The 24,424-nt window shown below is 65.2% G+C and carries 23 protein-coding genes; 10 read left to right on the top strand and 13 right to left on the bottom strand.

The features are described from left to right. Positions 1–15: 15 nt before the first annotated feature. Genes GRI62_RS13755 through GRI62_RS13730 form a run of 6 tightly spaced genes read right to left on the bottom strand, consistent with a single transcriptional unit; the run spans position 16 to position 6,557 of the window. The gene (locus tag GRI62_RS13755; RefSeq protein ID WP_234032823.1) at positions 16–594 is read right to left on the bottom strand and encodes a gamma carbonic anhydrase family protein; all 579 of its coding nucleotides are present in this window, start codon (positions 592–594) and stop codon (positions 16–18) included. Beyond that, on the bottom strand, positions 591–2,813 hold the full coding sequence (locus GRI62_RS13750) for a fused MFS/spermidine synthase (RefSeq protein WP_308420825.1): 2,223 nt from the start codon (positions 2,811–2,813) through the stop codon (positions 591–593). Before GRI62_RS13750 ends, GRI62_RS13755 begins: the two co-directional genes overlap by 4 nt. Beyond that, positions 2,806–3,384 (bottom strand): GNAT family N-acetyltransferase, encoded by a 579-nt coding sequence (locus tag GRI62_RS13745; RefSeq protein WP_131451284.1) that lies wholly within the window; start codon positions 3,382–3,384, stop codon positions 2,806–2,808. Before GRI62_RS13745 ends, GRI62_RS13750 begins: the two co-directional genes overlap by 8 nt. Beyond that, positions 3,377–3,937: a GNAT family N-acetyltransferase gene (locus GRI62_RS13740; protein ID WP_234032824.1), complete on the bottom strand. Its 561-nt coding sequence runs from the start codon at positions 3,935–3,937 to the stop codon at positions 3,377–3,379. The genes GRI62_RS13745 and GRI62_RS13740 overlap by 8 nt, the downstream gene beginning before the upstream one ends. Continuing rightward, on the bottom strand, positions 3,930–4,925 hold the full coding sequence (hemB, locus tag GRI62_RS13735) for a porphobilinogen synthase (protein ID WP_131451282.1): 996 nt from the start codon (positions 4,923–4,925) through the stop codon (positions 3,930–3,932). The genes GRI62_RS13740 and hemB overlap by 8 nt, the downstream gene beginning before the upstream one ends. A 45-nt stretch (positions 4,926–4,970) precedes the next feature. Continuing rightward, on the bottom strand, positions 4,971–6,557 hold the full coding sequence (locus GRI62_RS13730) for a M23 family metallopeptidase (protein WP_234027469.1): 1,587 nt from the start codon (positions 6,555–6,557) through the stop codon (positions 4,971–4,973). A gap of 196 nt (positions 6,558–6,753) precedes the next feature. Here GRI62_RS13730 and GRI62_RS13725 point away from each other — a divergent pair, with 196 nt between their 5' ends. Both GRI62_RS13725 and GRI62_RS13720 read left to right on the top strand, forming a co-directional pair. Continuing rightward, positions 6,754–9,504 (top strand): helicase-related protein, encoded by a 2,751-nt coding sequence (locus tag GRI62_RS13725; RefSeq protein ID WP_373283009.1) that lies wholly within the window; start codon positions 6,754–6,756, stop codon positions 9,502–9,504. Continuing rightward, on the top strand, positions 9,505–9,753 hold the full coding sequence (locus GRI62_RS13720) for a S4 domain-containing protein (protein WP_131451280.1): 249 nt from the start codon (positions 9,505–9,507) through the stop codon (positions 9,751–9,753). A 232-nt stretch (positions 9,754–9,985) separates the two neighbouring features. On the opposite strand, the gene GRI62_RS13715 is transcribed toward GRI62_RS13720, so the two are convergent. Then, positions 9,986–11,905, bottom strand: a complete 1,920-nt coding sequence (locus GRI62_RS13715) for an asparagine synthase-related protein (protein ID WP_131451279.1) — start codon at positions 11,903–11,905, stop codon at positions 9,986–9,988. 114 nt (positions 11,906–12,019) lie between these two features. Here GRI62_RS13715 and fdxA point away from each other — a divergent pair, with 114 nt between their 5' ends. The 5 genes from fdxA to GRI62_RS13690 all read left to right on the top strand — a co-directional run bounded on the left by fdxA (position 12,020) and on the right by GRI62_RS13690 (position 15,325). Beyond that, positions 12,020–12,358 (top strand): ferredoxin FdxA, encoded by a 339-nt coding sequence (gene fdxA / locus GRI62_RS13710; RefSeq protein WP_131451278.1) that lies wholly within the window; start codon positions 12,020–12,022, stop codon positions 12,356–12,358. Further along, positions 12,359–13,225 (top strand): YihY/virulence factor BrkB family protein, encoded by an 867-nt coding sequence (locus tag GRI62_RS13705; protein ID WP_131451277.1) that lies wholly within the window; start codon positions 12,359–12,361, stop codon positions 13,223–13,225. A 212-nt stretch (positions 13,226–13,437) separates the two neighbouring features. After that, positions 13,438–13,968, top strand: a complete 531-nt coding sequence (locus GRI62_RS13700; protein WP_131451276.1) for a CarD family transcriptional regulator — start codon at positions 13,438–13,440, stop codon at positions 13,966–13,968. A 158-nt stretch (positions 13,969–14,126) separates the two neighbouring features. Next, positions 14,127–14,885: a head GIN domain-containing protein gene (locus GRI62_RS13695; RefSeq protein WP_131451275.1), complete on the top strand. Its 759-nt coding sequence runs from the start codon at positions 14,127–14,129 to the stop codon at positions 14,883–14,885. A gap of 110 nt (positions 14,886–14,995) precedes the next feature. Beyond that, entirely contained in the window at positions 14,996–15,325 is a 330-nt protein-coding gene (locus tag GRI62_RS13690; RefSeq protein ID WP_131451274.1) for a hypothetical protein, read from the top strand. Here GRI62_RS13690 and GRI62_RS13685 read toward each other — a convergent pair. After that, entirely contained in the window at positions 15,322–16,242 is a 921-nt protein-coding gene (locus tag GRI62_RS13685) for an L-threonylcarbamoyladenylate synthase (protein ID WP_131451273.1), read from the bottom strand. The two genes, GRI62_RS13690 and GRI62_RS13685, sit on opposite strands and share 4 nt — an antisense overlap. A gap of 26 nt (positions 16,243–16,268) precedes the next feature. Between GRI62_RS13685 and GRI62_RS13680 the strand changes: the two genes are divergently transcribed. After that, positions 16,269–17,093, top strand: a complete 825-nt coding sequence (locus GRI62_RS13680) for a DUF815 domain-containing protein (RefSeq protein ID WP_131451272.1) — start codon at positions 16,269–16,271, stop codon at positions 17,091–17,093. Here the strand turns inward: GRI62_RS13680 and GRI62_RS13675 are convergent, their stop codons facing one another. Then, complete coding sequence (locus GRI62_RS13675; protein WP_131451271.1) at positions 17,094–18,551, bottom strand: PQQ-dependent sugar dehydrogenase; 1,458 nt, start codon at positions 18,549–18,551, stop codon at positions 17,094–17,096. Positions 18,552–18,613: 62 nt separating this feature from the next. On the opposite strand from GRI62_RS13675, the gene GRI62_RS13670 reads away from it, so the two are divergent. Both GRI62_RS13670 and GRI62_RS13665 read left to right on the top strand, forming a co-directional pair. Further along, a complete protein-coding gene (locus GRI62_RS13670) occupies positions 18,614–19,093 on the top strand; it encodes a GAF domain-containing protein (protein ID WP_131451270.1) in 480 nt (159 codons plus the stop codon). A 125-nt stretch (positions 19,094–19,218) separates the two neighbouring features. Next, positions 19,219–20,076 carry a glycine zipper domain-containing protein gene (locus GRI62_RS13665; protein ID WP_131451269.1) on the top strand — a complete coding sequence of 286 codons (858 nt, stop codon included), beginning with the start codon at positions 19,219–19,221 and terminating at the stop codon, positions 20,074–20,076. Positions 20,077–20,116: 40 nt separating this feature from the next. Here the strand turns inward: GRI62_RS13665 and GRI62_RS13660 are convergent, their stop codons facing one another. From GRI62_RS13660 to mnmG, 4 genes are read right to left on the bottom strand one after another with little or no spacing between them, the layout of a single operon-like run. Next, positions 20,117–21,100 carry a ParB/RepB/Spo0J family partition protein gene (locus GRI62_RS13660; RefSeq protein WP_131451268.1) on the bottom strand — a complete coding sequence of 328 codons (984 nt, stop codon included), beginning with the start codon at positions 21,098–21,100 and terminating at the stop codon, positions 20,117–20,119. Further along, positions 21,097–21,873, bottom strand: a complete 777-nt coding sequence (locus GRI62_RS13655; RefSeq protein ID WP_131451267.1) for a ParA family protein — start codon at positions 21,871–21,873, stop codon at positions 21,097–21,099. Before GRI62_RS13655 ends, GRI62_RS13660 begins: the two co-directional genes overlap by 4 nt. Beyond that, on the bottom strand, positions 21,870–22,502 hold the full coding sequence (gene rsmG, locus GRI62_RS13650; RefSeq protein WP_131451266.1) for a 16S rRNA (guanine(527)-N(7))-methyltransferase RsmG: 633 nt from the start codon (positions 22,500–22,502) through the stop codon (positions 21,870–21,872). Before rsmG ends, GRI62_RS13655 begins: the two co-directional genes overlap by 4 nt. After that, positions 22,499–24,352: a tRNA uridine-5-carboxymethylaminomethyl(34) synthesis enzyme MnmG gene (gene mnmG, locus GRI62_RS13645; protein ID WP_131453656.1), complete on the bottom strand. Its 1,854-nt coding sequence runs from the start codon at positions 24,350–24,352 to the stop codon at positions 22,499–22,501. Before mnmG ends, rsmG begins: the two co-directional genes overlap by 4 nt. Positions 24,353–24,424 lie beyond the last annotated feature (72 nt).

The raw sequence follows: 24,424 nt of genomic DNA, 5'->3' as shown, positions 1-24,424 counted from the left end.
CAAAGTTGCGCCGCGCTACTTTCGCAGCTCTGCAAGGTGCCGCTGCGCCAGGCTGCAATAACGTTCGGTCTGGAAGCGGATCTTGGCGACCTGCGCTTCGTCCTGCGTGCGGTAATATCTTGCCGGCCGGCCGATCCAGATCTCGCCCGGACCGATCTGCTTTCCGGGTGACAGCAAAGCGCCTGCGCCCAGCATGCCCCCCTCGGCGATACGCGCGCCGTCCATCGCGATGGCGCCCATGCCCACGAAGGCGCGGTTTTCCAGCTGCGCGCCGTGCACCACGGCCATGTGGCCGATCACGCAATCCTCGCCAATGATCGTGGGTTCGCCCGCCGTATCCGGCCGTGGCCCTTCGACATGGAAGACGCTGCCATCCTGAACGTTGCTGCGCGCCCCCACTTCGATGCGGTGAATGTCACCGCGCAGCACGCAGTTGTACCAGACGCTCGCCTGCGGGCCGATGGTAACGTCGCCAATGATGCGCGCTCCGGGGGCGACGAAGGCGGTGGCGTCGATGTGCGGGACCTTGCCTTCGAAGGCCATGATGGTCGCGCCGGGGAAACGCTGGCTCCAGTCGAGGGGGTCGATGTTCACAAGAAATTCTCCCAGACGAGGTAGGGCAGGATGGAGGCGTAATCGTCGGTCCACACCGGGCCTTCGGGCGGCGCGAGGGGTTGCCATGCGCCGCTGCCGGCGAGCTCCGCCAGGCGGGCCTGGTCTGGCGCCAGTGCCACCCAGGTGGACGGATACAGGTCGCCTGCATTGTTACCGGTCCCGCTGCCAGCACTGTCGCCCTTGTCGATGAGAACCATGGTGGCAAGACCGCGTTCCTGCGCCAGCCTCGCCAGCACTGGTTGCAGGCGGATGTAGTTGTTGGAAATGTGCATCATCAGCAAGCCATCGCCAGCCGTGGCCGCAAGGTAGATGCCCATCGCCTCGTCAGTCAGCAGGTGCAGGGGAATGGCGTCCGACGAAAAGGCATCGATGACCAACACGTCGAAACTGGCCTGCGGCATGGCCTCGATGGCAATCCGCGCGTCGCCGATCACCACCGGCGCGCCCGGCGCGCAGTTGGCGAGATAGGTGAACAGCCCGCGATCGGAAAAATCGCGGACCACCGGGTCGATCTCGAAAAAGGTCCATGCCTGTCGCGCTTGGCGATAGCAGGCGAGCGTCCCCACCCCGAGCCCGACCACGCCCACGCGCGCATCGGGCGCAGCCAGGGCCAGCGCCCGCCCCACGCCGGAGCTGCGGCCGTAGTAAGTGGTCGGCTCGTTTGGCGTTGTCTCGGTATGCTGGAGGCCGTGGATGGTCGTCCCGTGCATCAGCAGCGTGTCGCCATCGGGCGTGGTCCGGACCGCATAGATCCCGAAATAGCTGCGTTCGCGCAGACCCTCGATGCTCGTGCGCAGGTTGGCGATTCCGCCGAAGGCCAGCAGCAGCACGGCAACCCCTGTCACGAACGACCAGCGGCGGGCCGCCAGCACCAGAGCCAGCGACAGCATGACGAACAAGGTGGCCCATTGCCAACCGGCCAGCTGCGTTTCGCCAAGGCCGGGCGGGAATGCTGCCAAGGCGAAGGCGAACAGGACGACAAGGATGCCGGCGAGCACCAGGCGCAGCCATGCCGGATTGCCGAAGCGGCCAGCGATGGCGCGCCTCCACGGGGCGAGCGGCAGCAAAAGTGCGGCGGCGAGGATCAGCAGCGGGTGCTCCCACGTCCAGTCGAACACCACCGGCGCGATCAGCGCGGTGAACAGCCCGCCCGCCACGCCGCCGACGGCCATTACCAGGTAGAAGCGCGTGAGTTCGCCAGGGTGCGGACGATTGTCGTAGAGACGGGCGTGCAGTGCGACGGCCACGACGAACAGCAGGATGACGCTCGCCGTGCCTGCGAGCAGGTCCGCCCGGCCAGCGGCAAACATGGCCACGCTGCCGTCGACCAGCAGTACGAGCGGTGCGAGGACCACGAACAGCCCCGCCAGCGCACGCCGTTCGGCAAAGGCGATCGTGAAACTGAGCAGGTAAAGCCCCAGCGGTATCACCCAAACCAGCGGAATCGCCATGATGTCGGTGGTTAGGAACGTCGTGGTGGACAGCATCAGGCCCGATGGAACAGCCGACAGCGCCAGCCACAAAAGGACCGTGCGCCAGTCGCTGCGCGCGGCAATGGGCTCTTGCGGATCGTCTGCGGGTACGATTGCGGCGGCGTTGGAGTTTCGTCGCGCCCACAGAGCCGAGGCCACCAGCACGACAAGCAGCGCGTAGCCCGCCGCCCACGCATGGCTCTGCTGGCCGATGGCAAGCAGCGGCTCGGCCAGCAGCGGATAGGCGAGGAGGCCGGCAAAACTGCCGAGGTTGGACGCGGCATACAGGGGATAAGGATTGCCCGCCTGCGGATGCGCGGCGAACCAGCGCTGCAACAGCGGAGCCTGCGCGGATATGGCAAAAAACGCCGGGCCGACGGTCAGCAGGAACAGCCACGGCACCCACAATGCTTCCCACCCCGGCGCGGGCGGCGCGGTCTCTGCCAGCGCAAGAGGGAGGGTCAGCCCGCCCAGCAGCAATACCGCGATGTGGATCGCGCCCTGCCACCGCAACGGGAAACGTCCGATCGCGTGGGCATAGGCGTAACCGCCCAACAGCAACGCCTGGTAAACCAGCATGGCGCTGTTCCAAACGTTCGGCGCGCCTCCCAGCCGGGGCAGCGCCATGCGCGCAACCATCGGCTGCACCAGAAAGAGCAGGAAGCTGCTCGCCAGCACCGTTACGACGAACAGCTGGCGGCGCACGCGAACGGGGCTGTCAGCCACGCGATGCCCGCCGCCACTGATCGGCGGTGATGGCATAGACGATCGTCGGGTTGAGATCAGGACCGTAGCGCGGGTCCTGGTAATCGAGATCAGCGCGGCGCTGCATGCCCAGCCGGGTCATGAGGCCCCAGCTCGGCGCGTTGCCGTCGACGGTGAGCGCGACGATCCGATCGGCGGCAAAGCGTTCGAAGCCAAGCGCCAGCGCCGCGGCGGCAGCTTCCTTCGCGTAGCCGTGGCCCCACGCATCCTCGCGCAAGCGCCAGCCCGCCTCCATTGCGCCGACCACGCTGCTGCCGGGCGCGTCGGCACGCTTGAGGCCGCAGAAACCCAGAACCTCGCCCGACAGATGCCCGCCGTCGGCCTTGCGCTGAACGATCCAGAAGCAGAACCCGTGGTTGGCGTGGCAGGTGCGCACGCGCGCCAGCTGCGCGGCGCGTGCATCATCGTCCATCACCCCGCCCAGCCAGCGCATGACGGCGGGGGTGTTGGTCGCGGCAAAAAAGGCCTCGGCATCGCCATCGCGCCAGTCCCGCAGCACCAGCCGATCGGTTTCGTGGCGAAAGTCAGCCATGCGTGCCCCAGGCATCCGTGGTAAGCGACCAGACCGTGGTGGGATTGTCGCGCGGCGGATAGTCCGGATCGACATAGCCCAGATCGTGCCGGCGTTCGAACCCGAGCCGTTGCATGACACGGGTGGAGGCGGCGTTGGAATCGCTGGTCTGTGCGTAGACCTCGGGGAGATCCGCAAAGGCGTGGTTCAGAACCGCGCGCGCCGCCTCTGTCGCAAAGCCCTTTCCCCAGTACGCCTCCGCGAGGGTCCAGCCGATTTCGGGTTGGCCGCGCAGGGCATCGGGCGCCGCTTTCATCCGCACGCGGAAGAGGCCGCAGCGGCCCACCCGGGCATTGTCGTCGCGGCGAAAAATCGTCCAGCGCTTCCAGCCATCATCGCGCCCGAAGGCATCGATGTCGGCCTGCAGGCGGCTTGTCACGTCAGCCTCGGTGAATACCTCTCCGCCGAGATAGCGCATCACCATCGGGGTGTTCATTTCAGCCAGCAGGAACGGCAGGTCGTCCGCTGTCGGCGGGCGCAGCACCAGCCGGTCGGTGGCGAGGCTGTCAGCCACCCAGCAGCCGCGCTGCGATGGGGGCATGGTAGGTGAGCATGCCCGCGCAACCCGCGCGCTTGAAGGCGATCAGCTTTTCCATCAGCAGCCCCTCGCGGCTTCCCACGCCGGCGGCCACGCCCGCCTCGATCAGCGCGTATTCGCCGCTGACCTGATAGGCGAATACCGGCACATCGAACCGCTGCCTGGCGCGCCAGATGATGTCGAGATAGGCGAGGCCCGGCTTTATCATGACGCTGTCCGCGCCCTCGGCGATGTCGAGCGCGATTTCGGCCATGGCCTCGTCGCCGTTCGCCGGGTCCATCTGGTATGTCGCCTTGTCGCCCTTCAGCAGCCCGCCACTGCCCACCGCGTCGCGGAAGGGGCCGTAAAACGCCGACGCATACTTGGCCGCGTAGGCCATGATCTGCACGTTGGGGTGGCCATTCATTTCCAGCGCCATGCGGATTGCCCGCACCCGCCCGTCCATCATGTCCGAAGGGGCGACGATATCCGCGCCTGCCTCCGCCTGGTTCAGCGCCTGGTCGACGAGCACGGCCACGGTATCGTCGTTACCGACATAGCCCCTGCCATCGACCAGTCCGTCCTGCCCGTGGCTGGTATAGGGGTCGAGCGCCACGTCCGTCAGCACCCCGAGATCGTCGCCGCACGCCTGCTTGACCGCCCGGATCGCCCGGCACATCAGGTTGTCGGGGTTGAGCGCCTCGGCCCCGTCGTCGGAACGCAGGTGGCCCTGGGTGTTGGGGAACAGCGCAATGCACGGGATGCCGAGCTTCACCGCTTCCCTCGCCTGCGTCACGATCCCGTCGACCGACCAGCGCGACACGCCGGGCAAGCTGCCAACCGGTTCCTGCACGGCGCTGCCGTCGGTCACGAACAGCGGCCAGATGAGGTCCGCCGGGGTCAGCACCGTCTCGCGCAGCATCGTGCGGCTCCAGCGGGTGGCCCGGCCGCGGCGCATGCGGGTGTTGGGGAAATGTCGTTCCATCGCCGCCGCGTCCTGCCGCAAAAGGCCCGGTGGGGCAATCGCGCGCTATTGCACGCGCTGGCGGTTTTCGATCCGGTCGATCTCGCGCACCGGCTCCTCGCTGGCCGCGGTATCGGGCGCAAGGCTGGCCAGCGCGGCACCGGGACGGACGAGTTGCAGCCGCAGCAGTTGCTCGCGGAAATTGGCGAGGTCGGCGCCGCTGATTTGCGCGCGGTTGACGAAGCGCACCGAGGCGGGATCGATCTTCTGACCGTCGCGATACATCTCGTAATGCAGGTGCGGCCCGGTCGACAGGCCGGTGGAGCCGACATAACCGATGACCTGCCCCCGCCGCACGTTTTGGCCGTTTGAAACGGCGATACGGCTCATATGGGCATAGCCGGTGGAAAGGTTGCCTGGGTGGCGAATGCGCACGAAGTTCCCGTAGCCGCCGTTACGTCCGGCAAAGTTCACCACGCCATTGGTCGCGGCATAGATCGGGGTGCCGCTGCTGGCGCGGAAATCGAGGCCGGAATGCATCCGCCGGTATCCCAGGATCGGGTGGCGCCGCATGCCGAACCGGCTGGAGATCGCGCCGGGAACGGGTTGGATCAGCCCCTCGCGCAGCTCGCCCTCGCCCGCCGCGTCATAGAAACGCCCTTCGCGCCCCCAGCGCATCAACTGCACGCGCGGGCGATCGCCGCGGATGACGGCGGCGTAAACGAGATCGCCTACCTCCACCTCACCGGTCGCGGCGCGGCGATAGTCGACGATCATGTCGAACTCGTCCTCCGCGCCGATCTCGCGGTCGATGTCGTATTGCTGGCCGATGGTCCGCAGGAACTGCTGCACCGAACTGGGCGGTGCCCCGGCTGCGCGTGCGGCGCGGTAAAGACTGGGGCCAACCTTGCCGCGAATCCGCAGCGGTGTCGCGTCGACCTTGATCGGGCGCGGATCGAGGACCAGCCGCCCGCCTTGCCGCTCCACCGCCAGTTGCAGGTCGAACCGCGCGCGAAAGCTCAGCGCATCGACCGGGCGCGGCGCATCGGTGCTGGTCCGCCGGCCAAGCGTTATGTCGACCTGCGTACCCGGCGCGATCTGGTCGACCGGCACCGCACGCTCGATCATCTGCGCGATCAGGCTCGCCTCGTCCTGCCCCACGCCGGCGCGGCGGAGCATGCGATCGAAACCGTCACCCTGTGCCAGCGTCGCCACGAGGTCGAGGCGCGGGCGCTCGGGCGCGCTGGTCAGCGTCGTCACCGCCAGCGTGGCGCCCATGCGCCGGCCGCTGTCGGCACCAAGCGCCAGGGGCATGATCATCTGGCTGCGGAATTCGTCGCGCACGGAATCGTCGATGCGCATGGCGGGCGCGGCCTCGACCGGTGAGAAACCGGGAAAGGCGGCGATGGCCACGGCGGACAGGCCGACGAGCGTGGCCATGCCGCGCAGCCAGCGCTTGGAGCCGATGTCGCGTGACAGGTCGGGCGCCAGGTCGGCATGGGCGAGCGCATGGCCCGCACGTCGACGCCACGCGCCCAGTCGCCCGGTCAGGGATGGATCGCGGGAGACGTGGCCCGGCCCAGCCTGCGGCGCACGCGATGCGGCATGGCCGCCATGGCCTTCCTGCCCCGCGCCTGCGCGTTCGTCGAACAAAGCAACCCTCCTGGCCGTCGCGCACGATGCGGCCATCCAGCCAGGACGGCGCGACCCCGATCCGGGAGTGCTCATGGCCGGCAATGTCTGCTCCGACAAAGTAAATTTGCCCTTAACGACGACCAGCCGGGCCCGCCGCGCGACGAAACGAGTGGCCATTGCGTGTCGCCCCGGCACACGCCATGTCTGCGCTATCGTGATACAGCGACCATCTGAACGCCGGGCGGAAAATCGAACCGACAGCCGAGTGCGCGCCGTGCTCGGTCCGACCAATACCGGCAAGACCCACCTCGCGATAGAGCGGATGTGCGGCCACTCGTCCGGGGCGATCGGCTTCCCGCTGCGGCTGCTGGCGCGCGAGGTCTACGACAAGGTCCGCGCGATCAAGGGCGATGCGGCCTGCGCGCTCATCACCGGGGAAGAGCGGATAGAACCGCCCGACGCGCGCTATTTCCTCTGCACGGCCGAAGCCATGCCGAGGGACGGCGGAAACCGCGCCTTCGTTGCCCTCGACGAGGCGCAGCTCGCCGCCGATCGCGAGCGCGGACATATCTTTACCGACCGGCTGCTCAATGCACGCGGCCGGGAAGAGACGATGCTGCTGGGTTCCGCGACGCTGGAGCCGATGGTGCGGGCGCTGGTCCCCGAAGCCAGCGTGGAGGACCGGCCGCGCTTTTCCACGCTCAGCCATGCGGGCGCCTGCAAGCTGTCGCGCCTGCCGCCGCGCTCCGCCGTAGTCGCCTTTTCCGTGGAGCAGGTGTACCAGGTGGCCGAACTGCTGCGGCGCTTTCGCGGCGGCGCGGCGGTGGTGATGGGGGCGTTGAGCCCGCAGACCCGCAACGCGCAGGTCGCCCTGTTCCAGTCCGGCGAGGTCGATTACATCGTCGCTACCGATGCCATCGGCATGGGCCTGAACCTCGATGTCCACCACGTCGCCTTTGCCTCGCTTTCCAAGTATGACGGCGTGCGCCAGCGGCGCCTGCACCCTGCTGAAATGGCGCAGATCGCCGGGCGCGCGGGGCGCCATCAGACCGATGGCACCTTTGGCACGCTGTCAGGGGCAGGTGACGGGCGAGGGCGAGGAGGTGGAGGGACGCTCGAATTCACCGACGAGGAAGTCTACGCGATCGAACAGCACCGTTTCGCGCCGCTGACGAAGCTTTACTGGCGCGAGCCGAACCCGCGGTTCGATACGCTGGCAACGCTGATCGGCGACCTGGAGGCGAAACCTTACGAGGAACAGCTGGCGCCCGCTCCCGAAGCGATCGACCTCGCAGTGCTCAGGCGCCTGGCCGAACAACCCGACCTGGCGGCAAGCGTCCGCGGGCCGGGGCTCGTCCGCCGGTTCTGGGAGGCCTGCCAACTGCCGGACTTCCGCCAGCTCGGCGCGGACGCGCACTCGCGCTTCGTATCGCGACTGTGGGCGGACCTTCGCGAGGGCCACATCGGTGCTGATTACGTTGCGGCGCGGATCGACGAACTGGGGCGCACCGCGGGCGATATCGACACGCTGCAGGGTCGGCTCGCCGCCATTCGCAGCTGGGCCTACATCTGCCAGCGGCCCGACTGGGTTCTTGCCCGTGACGAAATGGCCGCGCGCGCCCGCGCCGCCGAGGCAACACTTTCCGATGCGCTGCACCAGCGGCTCACCGAACGTTTCGTCAATCGCCGAACCGCTGTACTGATGCGCGGAATGGGAAAGGATCGAGGGCTCTTGCGCGTGAAACTTGAAGACGATGGCCGGGTGACGGTCGAAGGCCAGCCCATCGGGCACCTGGACGGCTTCCGCTTCGTCGTGGACGCCGATGCCAGCGTGGAAGACCGCAAGCTGATGCTGGCCGCCGCCGAACGCCACATGCCCGAACTGCTCGCGGCCAAGGCGCAGAAACTGGTGGCGGACGAGCTGGGCGACCTGGAAATCCGTGACGGTGCGCTGGTGCGCGGCGCGCAGAAGGTCGCCGATCTGGAACGCGGCAAGTCGGTGCTGCGACCGCGCGTCGTGGTGGCCAGGGAACTGGGCCAGCTCGATCCGGCGCACAAGGCCCGCCTGGGTGAAGCGCTGGAACTATGGCTGGCGGATAAGCTCGTCCCGCTGGCCCCGCTGGCCGCGCTGGAAATTGCCGCCACCGATCCCGAAGCCGGCACCGAGGTGCGCGCCCTGTTGCTGACGCTGGCGGATCGGGCCGGCATGGTGCGGCGGGAGGAGGCAGGGCTCGCCCACGTGCCGAAGGAAAAGCGGCCGCTGCTGCGCAATCTGGGTGTCGCGATCGGTTCGCTCGACGTGTTCGTGCCCGCCTTGCTCAAGCCCGGCCCGCGCCGCTTGCTGCTCGCGCTCGGGCTGGACCGGCGACCGGTGCGCGAGGGGATGGAAGCGGTGATCGAGGGCGGTCGGCACTTGCCCGCCGGCTATCGTCATGCCGGCAAGCAGGCGATCCGGGTGGACATGGCCGAAAAACTGTTCCGCGCCGCGCACGAAGGGCGCGCCAGGGGCAGCAGGAACGGCTTTATCGTCGATAGCGCGCTGGCGACGAGCATGGGGCTGTTGCCCGAAAGCTTCCGCGCGCTGATGCGGGATGCGGGCTTTCGGCAAGGGCAACAGGCGCCGCTCGCGGAGGGAATGTTCGGCCCGCCGCGCCCAGCTGTGTGGACCTGGCGCGCCCCGCGCAAGGACAGCATGCAGGCGCCCGACCGTGACAGGAGCCAGCGTAAGGCCACATCCGCGCAAGGACCCCGCACGCCCCGCCGTAACGAGTCCGGGGCAAAGAGCGAAGGCAAGCCGGGGGGCGACAGGAGCAAAAACCACGGCAATCCACCACAGCGCGATGACCGGCGTGAAGGCCGCCGTGATGACCGCCGCGATGACCGGCGCGACAGGCCCACTCCAGCCGGCCCCGCCACGGGCAAGGCCTTGGCGGGCCTCGCCGAACTGTTCGGCAAGAAAAGCTGAATGCGGCTCGACCTGTTGCTGTGCCGCCTGCGCTTCGCCAAGAGCCGCAACGTGGCGCAGCGGTGGATCCTTGAGGGGCACATGCGGTTGAATGGCCAACGCGTGATGCGGCCCGATTGTGCGATCAAGGCCGGCGATGTCCTGACGCTGCCATTGCCTCGCGGTGTCCGGCTGATCGCAATCGATGCCCTCCCGATCAGGCGCGGCCCGGCCGGAGAGGCGCAGAGGCATTACCGGGAGGCGCAATAGTCGCCAAGATTCGCAAGGATATGCGCGGATTGTGTGGACAGAGAATTCCGCCACGATATTAGCGAGCAAGGCGTCCATTTGCAGGAAGCCAAATTTCAGGGAGTTTGCGCAATGGATCTGAAGCCTTACACCACCCCCCGGGTGATCGATCTCGATCGCGCCGAAATTAACGGCCCCGTTAATCGAAACACGAGCGAAACCCCTTACGATAGCCTCGGCAGTACCTCCTAAGTCAGGCGCCGTTCGAGTTTCTGCCTTCGAACCACGCGAAGTAGCGGGCGAATGACAAAGCACCATACGCCGCTGCCTTGCGTCCATCGAATTTGCCCGGCTCCATCAGCGTCGCCATAGCCTTTTCTGTATCGATCATCCGCGCCGTACGCGGGTCGTTCCTGGCTTGCTGAGCCCACGCCGCAAGCGTCGCGAGTGTGCCGGGAAACTGATCGTCCCAATCCGGCGCGCGATGATCGTTAGCTGAGCTCTTCCCGACGAATTCGGGCGGATAAATGTCTGCCAGCGCTTGAAGTGCCAACCAGCGATTGCGGCCGTCACGAACCTGCAGTTCTTCCGGAATGGCCAGCGCCAATTCGACCACGCGCTTGTCTGCGAAAGGTCGGGTGGTCGCGACGCCGTGCGCCCAGGCGGCCATCTCCAGGTGCGGAGCGATCGTGACTCCTTGAGCCCGCTGCAGATGCGCCTGCCGGGAAAGCCGGCGCCCGGGTTCATAATGGCGAAGACGGCCCCACTCGGGCGCTACGGCGCCACGCTCGACAGCGTCGTTGATGAAGCGGTGCTTGACCGGAACGCCCCCCCAAACCGGAGCGAAACCGCGCCTGAGCAGCCCTTCTAACCGCAGCAACGGTGGCGGAAGAGAGTGGTGGATGGCCCGGGCGAGAAGGCGCCAGCGAGAATGCCCGAAGCGCTTGGCGTATTCGCCGACCTCGTGCCAGAGGCGCAGGATCGCTCCCTCGCGCAACAGGGCAGTATGGCGATTGGCCGCGCGTGGATTGAGTGTCTGATCGCCAAAGTACCCATCCATCATCAACCGCGCGCCTGACTCCCGTGCCGTTCGGCCGATTGCCAAGTCAGCGTGGTAGAACGGGGTGGGAACGCCGTCATAGGTGGCAAGTGCGCGATCGAACCCCTGAAGCGGATCGATCCGGGAGCGATCGACATAACGTATATCGAGCTGCGGCAGCTTGCGCCGGCACGCCTCCACCCACTTGCGCGCATCGCCGCGATAGCCGGGCATTTCCGCAGGCATGGCGGAAGCCACTGCGATAACTCGCTGCCCTTTTTGTTCGACCAGCGGGGATGCAAGCCCGGCGATCGCGGTACTGTCAAACCCGCCTGAAAAGGCCACTGCTGGCGGGTCGATCAGACGACGTACGCGGCACGCGACCGCCTCTCCCAACACTTCGCGATAAGCGGCGATGTAGTAAGCTTCGTCACGCCCTACATGGCGCGGATCGGCCCGTGGCTGCCAATAACGGCGGATGTTGATTGCACCGCCTCGGTCGGCCACCATTATTTCACCGCCCAGCAAACTGTCCAGGCCTGTGTAAAGCGTACGACGGCTCGATGGGTCGCGCGCCGAAATAAGGAACATGGCTGCACCGTCATCGTCGATCGAGCGCGGTACGCCGTCTATCGCCCACAGTGCCTTGGGCTCACTGGCAAAGGCAAGGAACCCGGGGCCGTGATGATAGACAAGTGTCGCTGTCCCCATGTGATCGCGTGCCAGCAGGAGACGGCGTGTGGGTCCATCCCAGATTGCAATGGCAAAATCGCCCAGCAGGTGCTCGACAAAGCTATCGCCCCAATACTGATAGGCGGCGAGCGCCAAAGCGCTGTCGGACATCTCCGCCAGATCGCTTGCCGCAACACCGATGCAATCAGCCAGTGCCTCTCGATTATCTAGGCGGATCGCCGCTACCAGCATCACCTCGCCAGCGCTGTCCCATGTCGGCTGTCGATCGAGCAAGTCCTCGCGATAGATACGCGTGAAGCAATGACCCATGCCCGCTGGCCCAGCGGTTTCAGTTCTTGTTCCGTGCGGGGCGCGATGGCGCATCGTCGCGCCCATACGCTTGAGCATGGTGGCATCGATTGCGCCGCCATCCCATCGAAGGATGCCAAATATGCCGCTCAAGCCCCAGCACTCCTGTCATGCGTTCGTCCGTTGCGAGCGCAACTGGTTGACCCGCCCGGCCCGGTTGACCTAAGCGCAGTATCAAAGTGCCATGCGAAGGGATTTCATCGCACCATGACCTACGTCGTTACCGACGCCTGCATCAAGTGCAAGTACACCGACTGCGTCGAGGTGTGCCCCGTCGACTGTTTCTACGAAGGCGAGAACATGCTCGTCATCAACCCGTCGGAATGCATCGATTGCGGTGTGTGCGAGCCCGAGTGCCCGGCCGAGGCGATCCTGCCGGATACCGAGGGTGGGCTGGAGAAGTGGCTGGAAATCAACACCAAGTTTTCCGCCGAGTGGCCGAACATCACCGAGAAGAAGGATCCGCCCGCCGACGCCGATGCGCACAAGGGCGAAGATGGCAAGTTCGAGAAATTCTTCTCCGAGGAGCCGGGCGAGGGCGACTAGGTGGGCGTTTCGCCCCCTCCCCACGCTGACCGCAAGGGCGCCTCGCCCCAACCCCGGCAAAGCTGGTTCAATGCGCTGAAGATTGCCTTTGCCGAGGCCGGCAAGGACAACGCTGGCATCGTTGCGGCCGGCGTGGCCTACTACGCCTTCCTCGCCATCGTGCCGCTGCTGGGCGCAATGGTCATCATCTACGGTCTCGTCGCCGATGCCGAAACGGTGGCGCAGCACGCCCGCACGCTGGCCGGCGTTTTGCCGCAGGCCGCAGCGCAGCTGATCGTCGAACAACTGGAAACCGCCACCACGTCGGCGACGGGGACCGCCGGGCTGGGCCTGGTAGCAGCGTTGGCGGTGGCGCTGTTCGGCGCACGCAATGGGGCAGGCGCGCTGATTGTCGCGCTCGATATCGCCTATGACCTCACCGATTCGCGCAGCTTCGTGAAGCGCAACCTGCTTGCCCTGGCCATGACGCTGGCGGCAATTGCGGGTTTCGTCCTGGTCGGCGGCGCCTTGGCGGCGACGGGCCTATTGCAAAGCACCATCGCCAAGGTCCTGAGCTACGCCATCGTCTTCGCCGCGGCGATGGGCGGGGCATGGCTGATCTATCGTTTCGGTCCTGACCGCAGCCCGCCCCCCGCACGTCGCCAGCTTCCGGGAGCCGTCTTCTTCGCCGGCGCAGAGGCAGTGCTTACGCTTGGCTTCGGCCTGTACGTGGCAAATTTCGGCAGTTACGATGCGACCTACGGTTCGCTGGGGGCGGTCGTCGTCCTGCTCACCTGGCTCTATCTCAGCGCCTACGTGCTGATCATCGGCGCCGAATTGAACGCACCCGCAGAACATGACTTTGCCCGGAGCGTGGCGACCACCTGATCCGCTCGCCTAGCGTATTACCATGCGGGTGGCTTTTATGTTACGCATCTGTTATATACTTGCTCGACTGTCGGTCGTGATCGGCTGCAGGCGGATTAGGAAGGCAGGTCCCCCGTCCCAACACAGGCATGATGTTCCAATCGTCGCGCGGCGGCGAAGGGCAAGTCGTGCAGGTTGCGATGGTCGGGACCTTCCACGGAAAGGATTGTTTTATGGCTAGCGCCCCCGCATTCGAAGTCGGTGACTATGTCGTCTATCCCAAGCACGGCGTGGGCCGTGTTATCGAATTGCAGAACGAGGAAATCGCCGGGATGCAGCTGGAGCTTTACGTGCTCCGGTTCGAGAAAGAGCGCATGACGCTGCGCGTTCCCACCAACAAAGTCGAATCGATCGGCATGCGCAAGCTGTCGAGCGACAAGACGCTGAAGGAGGCGATGGAGACGCTCAAGGGAAAGCCCAAGGTGAAGCGCACCATGTGGAGCCGCCGGGCGCAGGAATACGAAGCGAAGATCAACTCCGGCGAGATCGTGCTGATCGCCGAGGTGACGCGCGACCTGTTCCGCCCGGAAGACCAGCCCGAGCAGAGCTATTCGGAACGGCAGATCTTCGAAGCGGCCTCCAGCCGCCTTGCCCGCGAGCTGGCAGCCATGGAGAAGACGGACGAGCCGACCGCGCTCACCAAGATCCTCGACGTGCTCAAGGAGCACGCCCCGCAGTATTACGATACCGCCGACGAAGCCTGATCGGTTTTGTGGCTTGGCAAAAAAGGGGCCGTTCGCCGGGTGCGAGCGGCCCTTTTTACGTGGCCTTTCCGCGAACCGACATTGCCACTCGACCGGCGGCGTTGGCGATTGTTCGTGCCTGGCGTATTGTCAGGCCAATACACAACGGGGGATCGACCATGACTATATCGCTGCAAGACACTGTTTCGCTGGTGCTGGGCACCATCGCCGCCATCGGCCTGGGCGGATGCGAGATCGATGACCGGGCGATTTCACACACAGCCTTCGACGGCGTGCCGCTCGCCCAGCTGGAAACCGCCGGTGCCATGCCAGCCGGCGTGGTGCTTGGCGGGGCGGACCGGGTGGTCATCGTAGAGGGCGCCCGCTTCGCCGTCACGGTGGACGGCAGCCAGCCCGCAAAGGACCGTATGCGTTTCGCTATCGAGGACGACGCCCTCGTGGTGGGGCGGGCGGACGGTGAATGGGACGACGATGACGTCGCCACCGTCACCATCACCATGCCTGCGCCATCGACCCTTGTTATCGGCGGATCGGGAACGCTGACCAGTTTCGGGCTCGCGGACGATGCCGATGTCGTGATCGGCGGCTCGGGCACCCTCGATGTGCAGTCGGCAAGCGCCAGCGACCTCAGCGTGGTGATCGGCGGAAGCGGCAGCGCCACCCTCGCCGGAACCGCGGGTGCCCTGAACCTCGTCATCGCCGGCAGTGGATCTGCCGATATGGCGCGCCTGCAGGTCACCAGTGCCGACGTAAACGTGGCCGGCTCGGGCGATGCCACCTTTTCAACCGACGGCGCGGTGGACGCCACCATCGTCGGTTCGGGACAGGTAACGGTAAACGGCAACGCGCGATGCGAAGTGCAGTCGTTGGGGTCGGGCGCTCTCCTATGCGGCGGCCGGGAAATCGCCGCGCGTTAAGATTGGGGTTCCGTGCGAGCGGAATGGCAACCTCGAAGGAGTTCATTGCTCACTCATCCCGACAGGTCCATGCTGACAGTCCGCATCACCAGGAAGCCGGAAGATCCACCATGCGCACTGCCTTGATCCTCGCCCCGCTACTGGCCCTGTCGCTGGAAGGGTGCCTTGCGAGGGCAGCGGTCGACGTCGTCACCGCGCCGGTGCGCATCGCCAGCCGCGCGGTCGACCTTGCCACCGTCAGCCAGTCCGAAGCCGACGAACAGCGAGGACGGGAAATCCGCCGGCGGGAGCAGCGATTGGCCGAGCTCGAGAACGACTATGCCGAATTGCAGGACGATTGCCTGGACGGCAGCGACCGCGCCTGCCGCGAGGCGGTAACGCTCCGGGCGGAAATCGAGGCGCTTTTGCCCACCATCCCGGTGGAGCCGGAGGACGATTAGCTCTTGGCCGCTCGCGAAAGACGGTCGTTGATGGCGCGGCCCATGCCATGGCGGGGGATCGGCGCAACGCTGATCGTGGCGCAATCCGAAGCTGCCCCAAGGTGCAGACAGGCATAAAGCCGCGCGGCGGCCTCCGCGAGGTCACCCGACGGTGACAGGCTGACATCGCCCGCCATTTCTCCGAAACCGATCATGTAGGCGCCGGGTGGCCGGGCAATGCAATCGAGCCCCAGAGGTTTGCCGGGAGAGTAATGCCGGTCCAGCTGGCCCGGTGCCTCGATAGTCGCGCCGCGCGACTTTTCCGGCGGACCAAGGTGCGCTGCCAAAGCCTCCTCGCTCACCGGGCCGGGACGCAGGACCGCCCATCCCCCGCCGGGCCGCAGGGCCACGATCGTCGATTCCAGCCCCGCCGCACATTCCCCGCCATCGAGCACGGGTGGGGAGCCGTTTCCGAACGACGAGCGCACGTGTTCGGGCCGGGTCGGGCTGAGCCGGTAGCTGCGATTGGCCGATGGCGCGGCAAGCGGGATGCCAAGCTCCTCCAGCACCTCGGCTGCCACGGGATGCGCAGGTTGGCGCAAGGCCACGGTGGCGAGCCCTGCGGTGACCGCCGGCGCAATGGCCGCGGTGTCGCGCAGGGGCAGAACCAGCGTCAACGGTCCTGGCCAGAAGCGCGAGGCGAGCGCTTCTGCCCGATCGTCGAACACGGCGATGCGATGCGCCATCGCGAGCGAGGCGACGTGAACGATCAGCGGATTGAAATCAGGGCGGCCCTTGGTGCGATAGATTTTCGCTACCGCCTCGGCGCTGTCTGCCCGTGCGGCCAGGCCGTAAACCGTCTCTGTCGGAATCGCCACCAGTTCACCTGCACGCAGGTGCGCGACCGCCTGTGCCACGGTGAAGCTCTTGTCGCTCATGGCTCGCGCCTGTAGCCCGTCAGTCGATGCAAGACCACGCCGAACTGCTGGCCCGCATGGCCGCCGCGATGGAGCGAATGGCGCCACCCGCGCCGCCAGCCACTGAGTGGTTGGCCCACCCGGCCTATATCTGGAACGGGAGCTGGGCGCGAGACGTCGATGCCATCGATGCTCCGGCGCTCGATTTGCTGCGGGGGATCGAGCGGCAGAAAGAAGCCGTCGTTGGCAATGTCACGCGTCTGGCAAATGGGGCGGCAGCGCACGACATGCTGCTGTGGGGCGCGCGCGGCATGGGCAAGTCGGCCCTGCTGCGCGCGGCGATCATGGAGCAGCAGGCGGCGGGCGCCCCGGTCGCGCTGGTGCAGGTTGCCAGCGACGCTGTCTCCTCCCTGCCCGCCCTGTTTACGGAGCTAGCCGGCGCCGAGCGCAACTTTCTGGTGTTCCTCGACGATCTGGGGTTTGCCGAAGGCGATAGCGTGACGCCGCACCATTTGCGCAGCTGGCTCGATGGCGGGGTCCAGGCCCGGCCCACGAACGTGCGCATCGCGGTCACCTCCAACCGCCGCGCGATCGTTGTCCGCGAGGCGGGCGAACAGGCCGATCCGCTCCATCCACGCGACGCAATCGACGATGCGCTCGCCCTCGTCGATCGGTTCGGCCTGGTGCTGGGCTTCCACGCTGCCAGCCAGGATGACTATCTTGCCATGTTGCGGGGCTATGCCCGGGCCTATGGGCTACAACTGGACGAGGCGGAGGCCTTGGCCTGGGCCAGGCAGCGCGGGGCGCTGTCGGGCCGCACCGCATGGCACTATATCATCGAAATTGCCGGGCGCGCCGGTCGCCGGCTCTGACTACATCACGTCGGTCATGGGCACCGCGCCTTCTTCGAAGGCCCTGCGGGGATCGCCCTGCAGCTGGCGTCGCGGCGGCAGTCGCTCCCCCTGGTTGCGCTGGATGGCCGGCCCGGCAGCAGCGCCGGGCGATTGCACGCGCCAGATGATGTTGGCGGTATCGTCGCTCACCAGCAGAGCGCCGGTGCGATCCCAGGCGAGCCAGGTCGGGCGGCCACGGGTCTGCTCGTCGTTGACGAGGAAGTCCGTAAGCACCGGCATCGGCTTGCCGGTGGGGTTGCCGCGATCATCGAAGGCGACGAATACCACGTCGTAACCCGACTGCGGCACCCTGTTCCACGAACCGTGCCGGGCAATGAACGCGCCTTGCCCCATGCCCATCCGGTTGCCTTCGGCCGAGAACACCAGCCCCAGCGCCGCGACGTGCGCGCCAAGCGCATATTCGGGGGTGCGCGAATAGTCGGTCAGGAAGCGCGGCATCGGTGCCTCGACCCGCTCGTCCACCACGGACCCGTAGTAGACCCACGGCCAACCGTAATTTGCCCCGATGGGCACGTTCGTCATGTAATCTGGCACGAGGTCGGATCCGAGCATGTCGCGCTCGTTCACCGTGGTCCACAGCTCGCCGGTCCACGGGTTGATCGCCATGCCGTTAGGGTTGCGCAGACCCGCGCCGAACAGGCGGGCTGAAAGATTGGGCAGGTACAGTTCGTGGATCGCGGCGCGGTTCTCCTCGATCGCCATGCCGCCTTCGCCAATGTTGGACGCCGATCCCACGGCAACGAACAGCCGCGTGCCATCGTCGCTGAGCAACAGGTTGCGCATCCAGTGGTTGCCGGCAGCGGGCAGGTCCGCGATCTTTTCGGGCGCGCCGGTGACGGCATTGTCGCCCAGTGCGTAGTCGAAGCGCAGCACCGCATCGTGGTTGGCGACGTAGAGCTTCCCGTCCGCCCAGGCGATGCCCGACGGCGAGGAAAGGTCGGCCTCTCGCAAAACATGGCGTTCTTCGGCCGCGCCGTCGCCGTCCGCGTCGCGCAGCAGCACCAACTGGTTGGGAGATGGGACCGCCGCGCCGGCCTTGGAGAACAGGAAGCTGGCGACGAGGTTCGTGAGCCAGCCACCCGAAACCGGGCGATCGGGCGCATTGGTCAGCGTTACCAGCACGTCCCCGTTGGGCAGGGTATGGATGACGCGCGGGTGTTCCAGATTGTCGGCGAAGCGATTGACGACGAGGCCATCCGCAGCCGTCGGCGTCTCTCCTTCATCCCAGCCGATGGGCTCCACCACGCCGACGGTGGGGAACGTCTGGGGATCGGGTTCGACCAGCGTGGGATCCGTTCCGGTCGTCTCTTCAAGGGGGATCGTCGCTTCGACCGGACGGGTCATCCACCATACCACCGCCGCGCCGACAAGGAGCAGGACCAGCAGGGCGAGGAGGATCTTCTTGAGGGTGCTCATGGCCTGCAGCGATACGATGAGCGGCGCTTTGCGGCAATCGATTTGGCGGCTAGAGGCGGGAGATGTTCGATTTCAAACCCGATGCCACCGACTCCAAGCCGGAGTTCTATCGTGCCCTGGTACAGGCTGCCGAAGCGCTGACCGCGGGCGAGCCTGATGCCGTTGCCAACATGGCCAATGTCGCCGCGCTGCTGGGCGACTGGATGGATGACTGCAACTGGGCGGGTTTCTACCGCATGGTCGAAGGCGAGCTCGTGCTGGGCCCGTTCGCCGGGCGCCCGGCCTGCATTCGCATACCCGTGGGGGTCGGGGTCTGCGGGGCAGCTGCACAGGGCAAGACGCAGCTGGTGGAAGACGTTCACGCCTTTCCCGGCCACATCGCTTGCGACGCGCGCAGCCAGTCCGAACTTGTGGTCCCCGTGATGCGGGACGGTGACGTTGTGGCGGTGATCGATCTCGACAGCCCTAGCCTTGCCCGGTTCGACGCGGCTGACCGGGACGGAATCGAGGCGCTGGCCGATATGCTTTCGTCCCGCATTTAAGTCAGCGCACATTCCCTGCCCTGAAACGGGACACTGCCACCGGACTGCATTCGCTCGCGGGAAAATTAAGGTAAATTCCTGGTTAACGGGTAATCAGCCCCATCCGGAACAGGGAATTTGCCACCATGACCACTCGAATCGCCGTGCTGTTTGCTGGCATCGCTTCCCTTGGTGCAGTGTCCGCTGCCTCCGCGCAGGACGTGACGTACAGCGATGATCCGGTCGTGTTCGAAGCCGATGTCGCACCTGACCCTTATGGCTACGATGGACGCTATCAGGGCGACTGGGACGGCCAGTGGGTGAACTCGGAACGGTACGAGGGCGAATGGGAAGGCACCTATCATGCGGATGCGCACGATGGCCGGGGCGCTTACCGCGATCCGCGCGATTTGCCCGCCTCGCCCGACGGCCGTCTGGGGTACACCCTGATGGAACGCGAGGCCTGGCTGTCGGATTGCCGGCTGCTGATGTCTGGGGGCAGCGGCTACTATGATGGTGGCTACGACGATGAGCGATACTATGGCCGCCGGAACCGCAACGGTGCCGTCGCTGGCGGACTGCTGGGCGCGGTGGCTGGCGGTGTCATCGGCAATCGCGTGGCCGACGGCAACCGCACGGCCGGTACGCTTATCGGCGCGGGCCTTGGCGGACTTGCAGGTGCGGCTGTCGGCTCCGCAATCGATTCGGACGGGGACGGTTACCATTCACGCGACGAAATGTGGGCCGATCGCTATTGCGACGCCTACTTGCGCCGATACGAAGTGAGCGGTTCGGCAGGCTATGGCCAGCAGATGATGCTTGTGCCGGTTGCCTCCCATGGAACACGCGGTCATCGCCACGGCAGCGACTGCCGCACGGTGGTGACGGAAGAGATCATCGGGATCGAGGAGGCAGCGCCTGCCCCGCGTCCGCGCGCGCGTCGGGTCGTTCGCCGCCCCGTGCAGGAAGCAGGCAAGCTCACCCCGATCGAACCGGGTTCCTGATCCAAAGTCGCGCGCTGCTACCCGGCGGCTGCACGCTTATCTAGATCCCGCCGCCGGTAAGCCTCTGACAAATAAGGTCAAGTTGATCGAGGGTGCGGAACCGGACGGTCACCGCACCTGATCGGGGATCGGTGTCCGTAGCGATCTTGACCGGCAGACCGAGAAATTCTTCGAGATGGTTCTCGACCGCGGCGATGTCGGCATCTTGGGTGGGATCGCGGGACGGCCTCGCCTGACGACGAACGGGCCCATCGCCGCCCTTGCTCTTGCGCGCCAGTTTCTCGACTTCGCGAACGGACAATCCCTTGGCAATTGCCTCTGTGGCCAGGGTCGATGCATTATCCAGACCGATCAGCGCGCGACCGTGGCCCATGTCGAGGCGCCCCGACTCGATATGGTCCAGCACGTCCGCAGGAAGAGACAGCAGGCGCTGCAAGTTTGCGACGTGGCTTCGCGATTTCTCGACAAGGCCAGCGATTTCCGCCTGCGTCATGTCCTCGAATTCGGAAAGGCGCTGATAGGCGCGCGCTTCTTCTATCGGATTGAGATCCTCGCGCTGGATATTCTCGATCAGCGCCAGCGCCATCACGTCACGTTCGGCCAGATCGCGGATCAGCGCGGGGATTTCGTGCAGTTGCGCCTTTTGCGACGCTCGCCACCGGCGCTCGCCGGCTACCAGCTGATATTTCCCATTGGGCAGCGGGCGGACGATGACCGGCTGAATCACGCCCCGGCTGGCAATCGACGCCGCGAGCTCGGCCAGAGCGTCCTCGTCGAAATGACGCCGCGGCTGGTCGGGATGCGGCTCGATGTCGGCAATGGCGAGGCTGGCCAGCCCATCTGCGCGGCCTTGTGGGGGCGTTGACGCGTGATCGGCCTCTCCAGACGCGTCCGAACCCGCGCGTTGTACCGCTACCGGCTCCTCGCGGCGCGCTTCTCCAAGAAGAGCTCCCAACCCCTTGCCGAGTTTCCTCCTGCCGGCTGGCGCACGCACCTCGTTGGTTTCGTTGGTGTTATCACTCATGCTGCAGCCCTCTCCTGCGGAAGCCTGCCGATCAATTCACGCGCCAGGGCCATGTAAGCTCGGCTGCCGGTGCAGGACTGGTCGTAGACGAGTGCAGGCAGACCGTGGCTGGGCGCTTCGGACAGGCGCACGTTGCGGGGGATCACGGCATCGAATACCAGGCTGCCGAGGCATTCCCGGACGTCGTCGGCGACCTGGTCTGTAAGCCGGTTGCGCCGGTCGAACATCGTAAGGGCGATGCCGATGATACCCAATTCGGAGTTGAAACGCTGCTGCACCTGCTCGACAGTATGCAACAGTTGGCTAAGCCCCTCGAGCGCGAAGAATTCGCACTGCAACGGGACGAGCAGCGTATCGGCTGCGCACAGCGCGTTGAGGGTAAGCAAGCCCAGGGACGGTGGGCAATCGATAAAAGCAACGTCGTGGCCGCGGTGCTGATCCAAAGCCTCACGCAAACGAAAAGTCCGGTTCTCCACCCCAACGAGTTCGATTTCCGCGCCGCTCAAATCGACGGTGGCCGCGAGCAAGTCGAGCCCGGGAATGGTCGTCGGCGAAAGGCATTGCGACACTGGGGCCTGATCGACGAGCACATCGTAGCTCGACGCTTCGCGGACCGAAGCCCCCACCCCTATCCCCGTCGATGCGTTTCCCTGAGGATCAAGATCGATAAGAAGCGTACGATAACCACTAGCCGCCATTGCGGTCGCAATATTGATCGCGGTCGTGGTCTTGCCGACCCCCCCTTTTTGGTTCGCGATGGCAATGACGATCATTTCTGGCCAATCTTTCCTTTGCCGACGAGGATCGTTGCGGCCGGATCCGTCTTTGATTGTTCCACGTGAAACATTGAACGAACCGCCAGCGGCTGCTCTGCAAGTTCTTGCACCCCTGAGCGTCCTTTGGGCAACAACCATACGGTCGAATGAGCGGAAAAGCGCCCGGCCACGCGAAGTAACCTATCCAGCGGGGCAAAGGCTCTTGCCGTAATCGCCTCGACCGGCATCGTCCGCAAAGTTTCCAGACGGGAGCCTTCTACCCGACAATTCGTGAGGCCGAGATGCTCGATGGCATCGTTCAACCAAGAAACTCGCCGTTTGCGCGACTCCACGAGCTTTATCGAAATATTTGGCTGAGCGATTGCTAGGGCCAAACCCGGAAAGCCAGCCCCACTTCCAAGATCCAAGCAATTAGTTGTTTCACGTGGAACAAGGTCGAGAAGCTGAAGGCTGTCTGCAATGTGCCTTTGCCATACGTCGTCAAGACTGCTTGTCGCTACGAGGTTCTGCTCTAAATTCGCAACGCGAAGAAGCGATACAAACTGCTCCAGCTTGCCCATCGCAGTCTTTTCCATGCCGCAAATGCGTTTGCAGAATTCTCGAGCCTGCTCTTCGGAGTCGATCATGTGAGCCGCACATGCCGCTTTGCATGTACCAGAAGCGCCGCCAAGGCGGCTGGCGTCACGCCCCGTACGCGGCCCGCGGCTGCAAGGTTGTTTGGCCGGGCTTCACTGAGCCGCTCGACCATTTCGTTCGAAAGCCCCGGAACGTCGCTGAATGCAAAGCGGTCGCCCAAAACTATTTCCGCGCTTCTTCGCAGATCAGCGAGCTCGGCGTTTTGGCGAGCAACGTACGGCGCGTAGGATACGTCCTCCGCAAGTTCCTCAATAAATTCGCGCTGTGCCGAGTCGTGCGGCGGCAGCCAGTCAGCAAGCTGATCGATGTCTAGTTCGGGTATTGAAGACCATTGCGCAATGGACCGATTCCCAGCATCACGGTTCACCGGCAGGCCGCGATCGTGCAATTCTCGTGCATTGACGGTGTGATTCAAGGATGCACGCCACGCGTCGGTCTGCGATTGGAGATTCTCAAACCAGCTCACCCGGTCGCCATCCACGCAACCCGCCTCGATGGCAATTGGGGTCAGGCGCGTAGACGCATTGTTCGCTCTCAAACGGAGCCGATATTCGGCCCGAGCGGTCAGCATTCTATAGGGCTCACTCACCCCGTGTAAGGTAAGATCATCGACCATGACTGCCATGTAACTATTGGCGCGATCAAGCGCCGGTCGCGAGCGGTTCTTGATGGCACTAGCTGCATGCAGCCCTGCCCATAGGCCTTGCGCGGCCGCCTCTTCATATCCCGTCGTACCGTTGATTTGTCCCGCGCAGTACAGCCCCGGCATGGCCCTCACCTCTAGGTCAGGCGTCAATGCGCGAGGATCGATGTGATCGTATTCAACAGCATACCCGGCCACTTCCATGCGCACGGCCTCCAGCCCTTCCATTTGACGAAGCATGGAAAGCTGCACGTCGGCGGGCAGTGACGTGCTGATGCCGTTTGGGTAAACGAGGTGCGTGTCTAGGCCCTCAGGCTCGAGAAAGACCTGGTGCGCGTCACGACCGGCAAAGCGATGGATCTTGTCCTCGATCGAAGGGCAATACCGCGGCCCCTGCGCACCGATCGCTCCACTGAACAAGGGGGAGCGGTCAAGATTGGCGCTGACGATATCGTGAGCGCGCGTATTTGTGCGCGTGATGGCGCAGAACACCTGCGGATTGCTACGCTCGCGGGTGAGCGGAGACATCGTCCACTGGTCGGTATCGGAAGGCTGCTCTTCCAGCTTGGCCCAATCGATGGTCCTACCATCAAGTCGCGGAGGTGTACCGGTCTTCAGACGCGCCATGGGTAAATTTGCCGCGCGCATTTGTTGAGCCAAGCGATGCGCAGCGTTCTCGCCTATCCGCCCGCCCTCGAAACGTTCCTCGCCACGAAATAATCGCCCGCCCAGAAATGTACCTGTACAGAGGATCACTGCGCGCCCTGAAATTTCAGAATTGTCCGCCAGAACTACCCCTGTGACGCGCTCGCCCGTTAGAATGAGCGATGCAACCTCACCCTCGACAACTGTGAGGTTCGTTTGCATTGCCAGCATTCGCTGAACAGCATTTCTGAAGAGGTTACGATCCGCCTGTAGGCGCGGTCCCCGGACAGCACTGCCCTTGGAACGGTTGAGCATCCGGTAATGGATCGCTGCTGCGTCAGCGGCGCGGCCAAGCAAACCATCAAAGGCATCCACCTCGCGAACGAGATGACCCTTGCCCAGTCCGCCTATGGCCGGATTACAGCTCATTGCACCCAGAGTGGTCCTATCGAAAGTGACAAGCGCTGTGGTCAAACCCATTCGCGCTGCGACGCTTGCCGCCTCGCACCCGGAGTGCCCGCCCCCGACAACCACAAGATCGAAATTCACCATCACGGTAACTCACCTAAGGCGTAGCGAAAGTTTAGTCAAAGCAAGCTGGATCGCGATGTTCCACGTGGAACA

This window comes from Aurantiacibacter arachoides (assembly GCF_009827335.1).
Lineage (GTDB): Bacteria > Pseudomonadota > Alphaproteobacteria > Sphingomonadales > Sphingomonadaceae > Alteraurantiacibacter > Alteraurantiacibacter arachoides.
Note: the sequence above shows the minus strand (reverse complement) of the source record. Positions and strands in the feature narration are given on the sequence as shown.

What these genes read in the sequence shown, in the direction of transcription:
- GRI62_RS13745 (WP_131451284.1), bottom strand. Translation starts at nt 3,384, where the DNA reads ATGGCTGACTTTCGCCACGAAACCGATCGGCTGGTGCTGCGGGACTGG.
- hemB (WP_131451282.1), bottom strand. Translation starts at nt 4,925, where the DNA reads ATGGAACGACATTTCCCCAACACCCGCATGCGCCGCGGCCGGGCCACC.
- GRI62_RS13720 (WP_131451280.1), top strand. Translation starts at nt 9,505, where the DNA reads ATGCGGCTCGACCTGTTGCTGTGCCGCCTGCGCTTCGCCAAGAGCCGC.
- fdxA (WP_131451278.1), top strand. Translation starts at nt 12,020, where the DNA reads ATGACCTACGTCGTTACCGACGCCTGCATCAAGTGCAAGTACACCGAC.
- GRI62_RS13700 (WP_131451276.1), top strand. Translation starts at nt 13,438, where the DNA reads ATGGCTAGCGCCCCCGCATTCGAAGTCGGTGACTATGTCGTCTATCCC.
- GRI62_RS13695 (WP_131451275.1), top strand. Translation starts at nt 14,127, where the DNA reads ATGACTATATCGCTGCAAGACACTGTTTCGCTGGTGCTGGGCACCATC.
- GRI62_RS13690 (WP_131451274.1), top strand. Translation starts at nt 14,996, where the DNA reads ATGCGCACTGCCTTGATCCTCGCCCCGCTACTGGCCCTGTCGCTGGAA.
- GRI62_RS13685 (WP_131451273.1), bottom strand. Translation starts at nt 16,242, where the DNA reads ATGAGCGACAAGAGCTTCACCGTGGCACAGGCGGTCGCGCACCTGCGT.
- GRI62_RS13680 (WP_131451272.1), top strand. Translation starts at nt 16,269, where the DNA reads ATGCAAGACCACGCCGAACTGCTGGCCCGCATGGCCGCCGCGATGGAG.
- GRI62_RS13675 (WP_131451271.1), bottom strand. Translation starts at nt 18,551, where the DNA reads ATGAGCACCCTCAAGAAGATCCTCCTCGCCCTGCTGGTCCTGCTCCTT.
- GRI62_RS13670 (WP_131451270.1), top strand. Translation starts at nt 18,614, where the DNA reads ATGTTCGATTTCAAACCCGATGCCACCGACTCCAAGCCGGAGTTCTAT.
- GRI62_RS13665 (WP_131451269.1), top strand. Translation starts at nt 19,219, where the DNA reads ATGACCACTCGAATCGCCGTGCTGTTTGCTGGCATCGCTTCCCTTGGT.
- GRI62_RS13660 (WP_131451268.1), bottom strand. Translation starts at nt 21,100, where the DNA reads ATGAGTGATAACACCAACGAAACCAACGAGGTGCGTGCGCCAGCCGGC.
- GRI62_RS13655 (WP_131451267.1), bottom strand. Translation starts at nt 21,873, where the DNA reads ATGATCGTCATTGCCATCGCGAACCAAAAAGGGGGGGTCGGCAAGACC.
- rsmG (WP_131451266.1), bottom strand. Translation starts at nt 22,502, where the DNA reads ATGATCGACTCCGAAGAGCAGGCTCGAGAATTCTGCAAACGCATTTGC.
- mnmG (WP_131453656.1), bottom strand. Translation starts at nt 24,352, where the DNA reads ATGGTGAATTTCGATCTTGTGGTTGTCGGGGGCGGGCACTCCGGGTGC.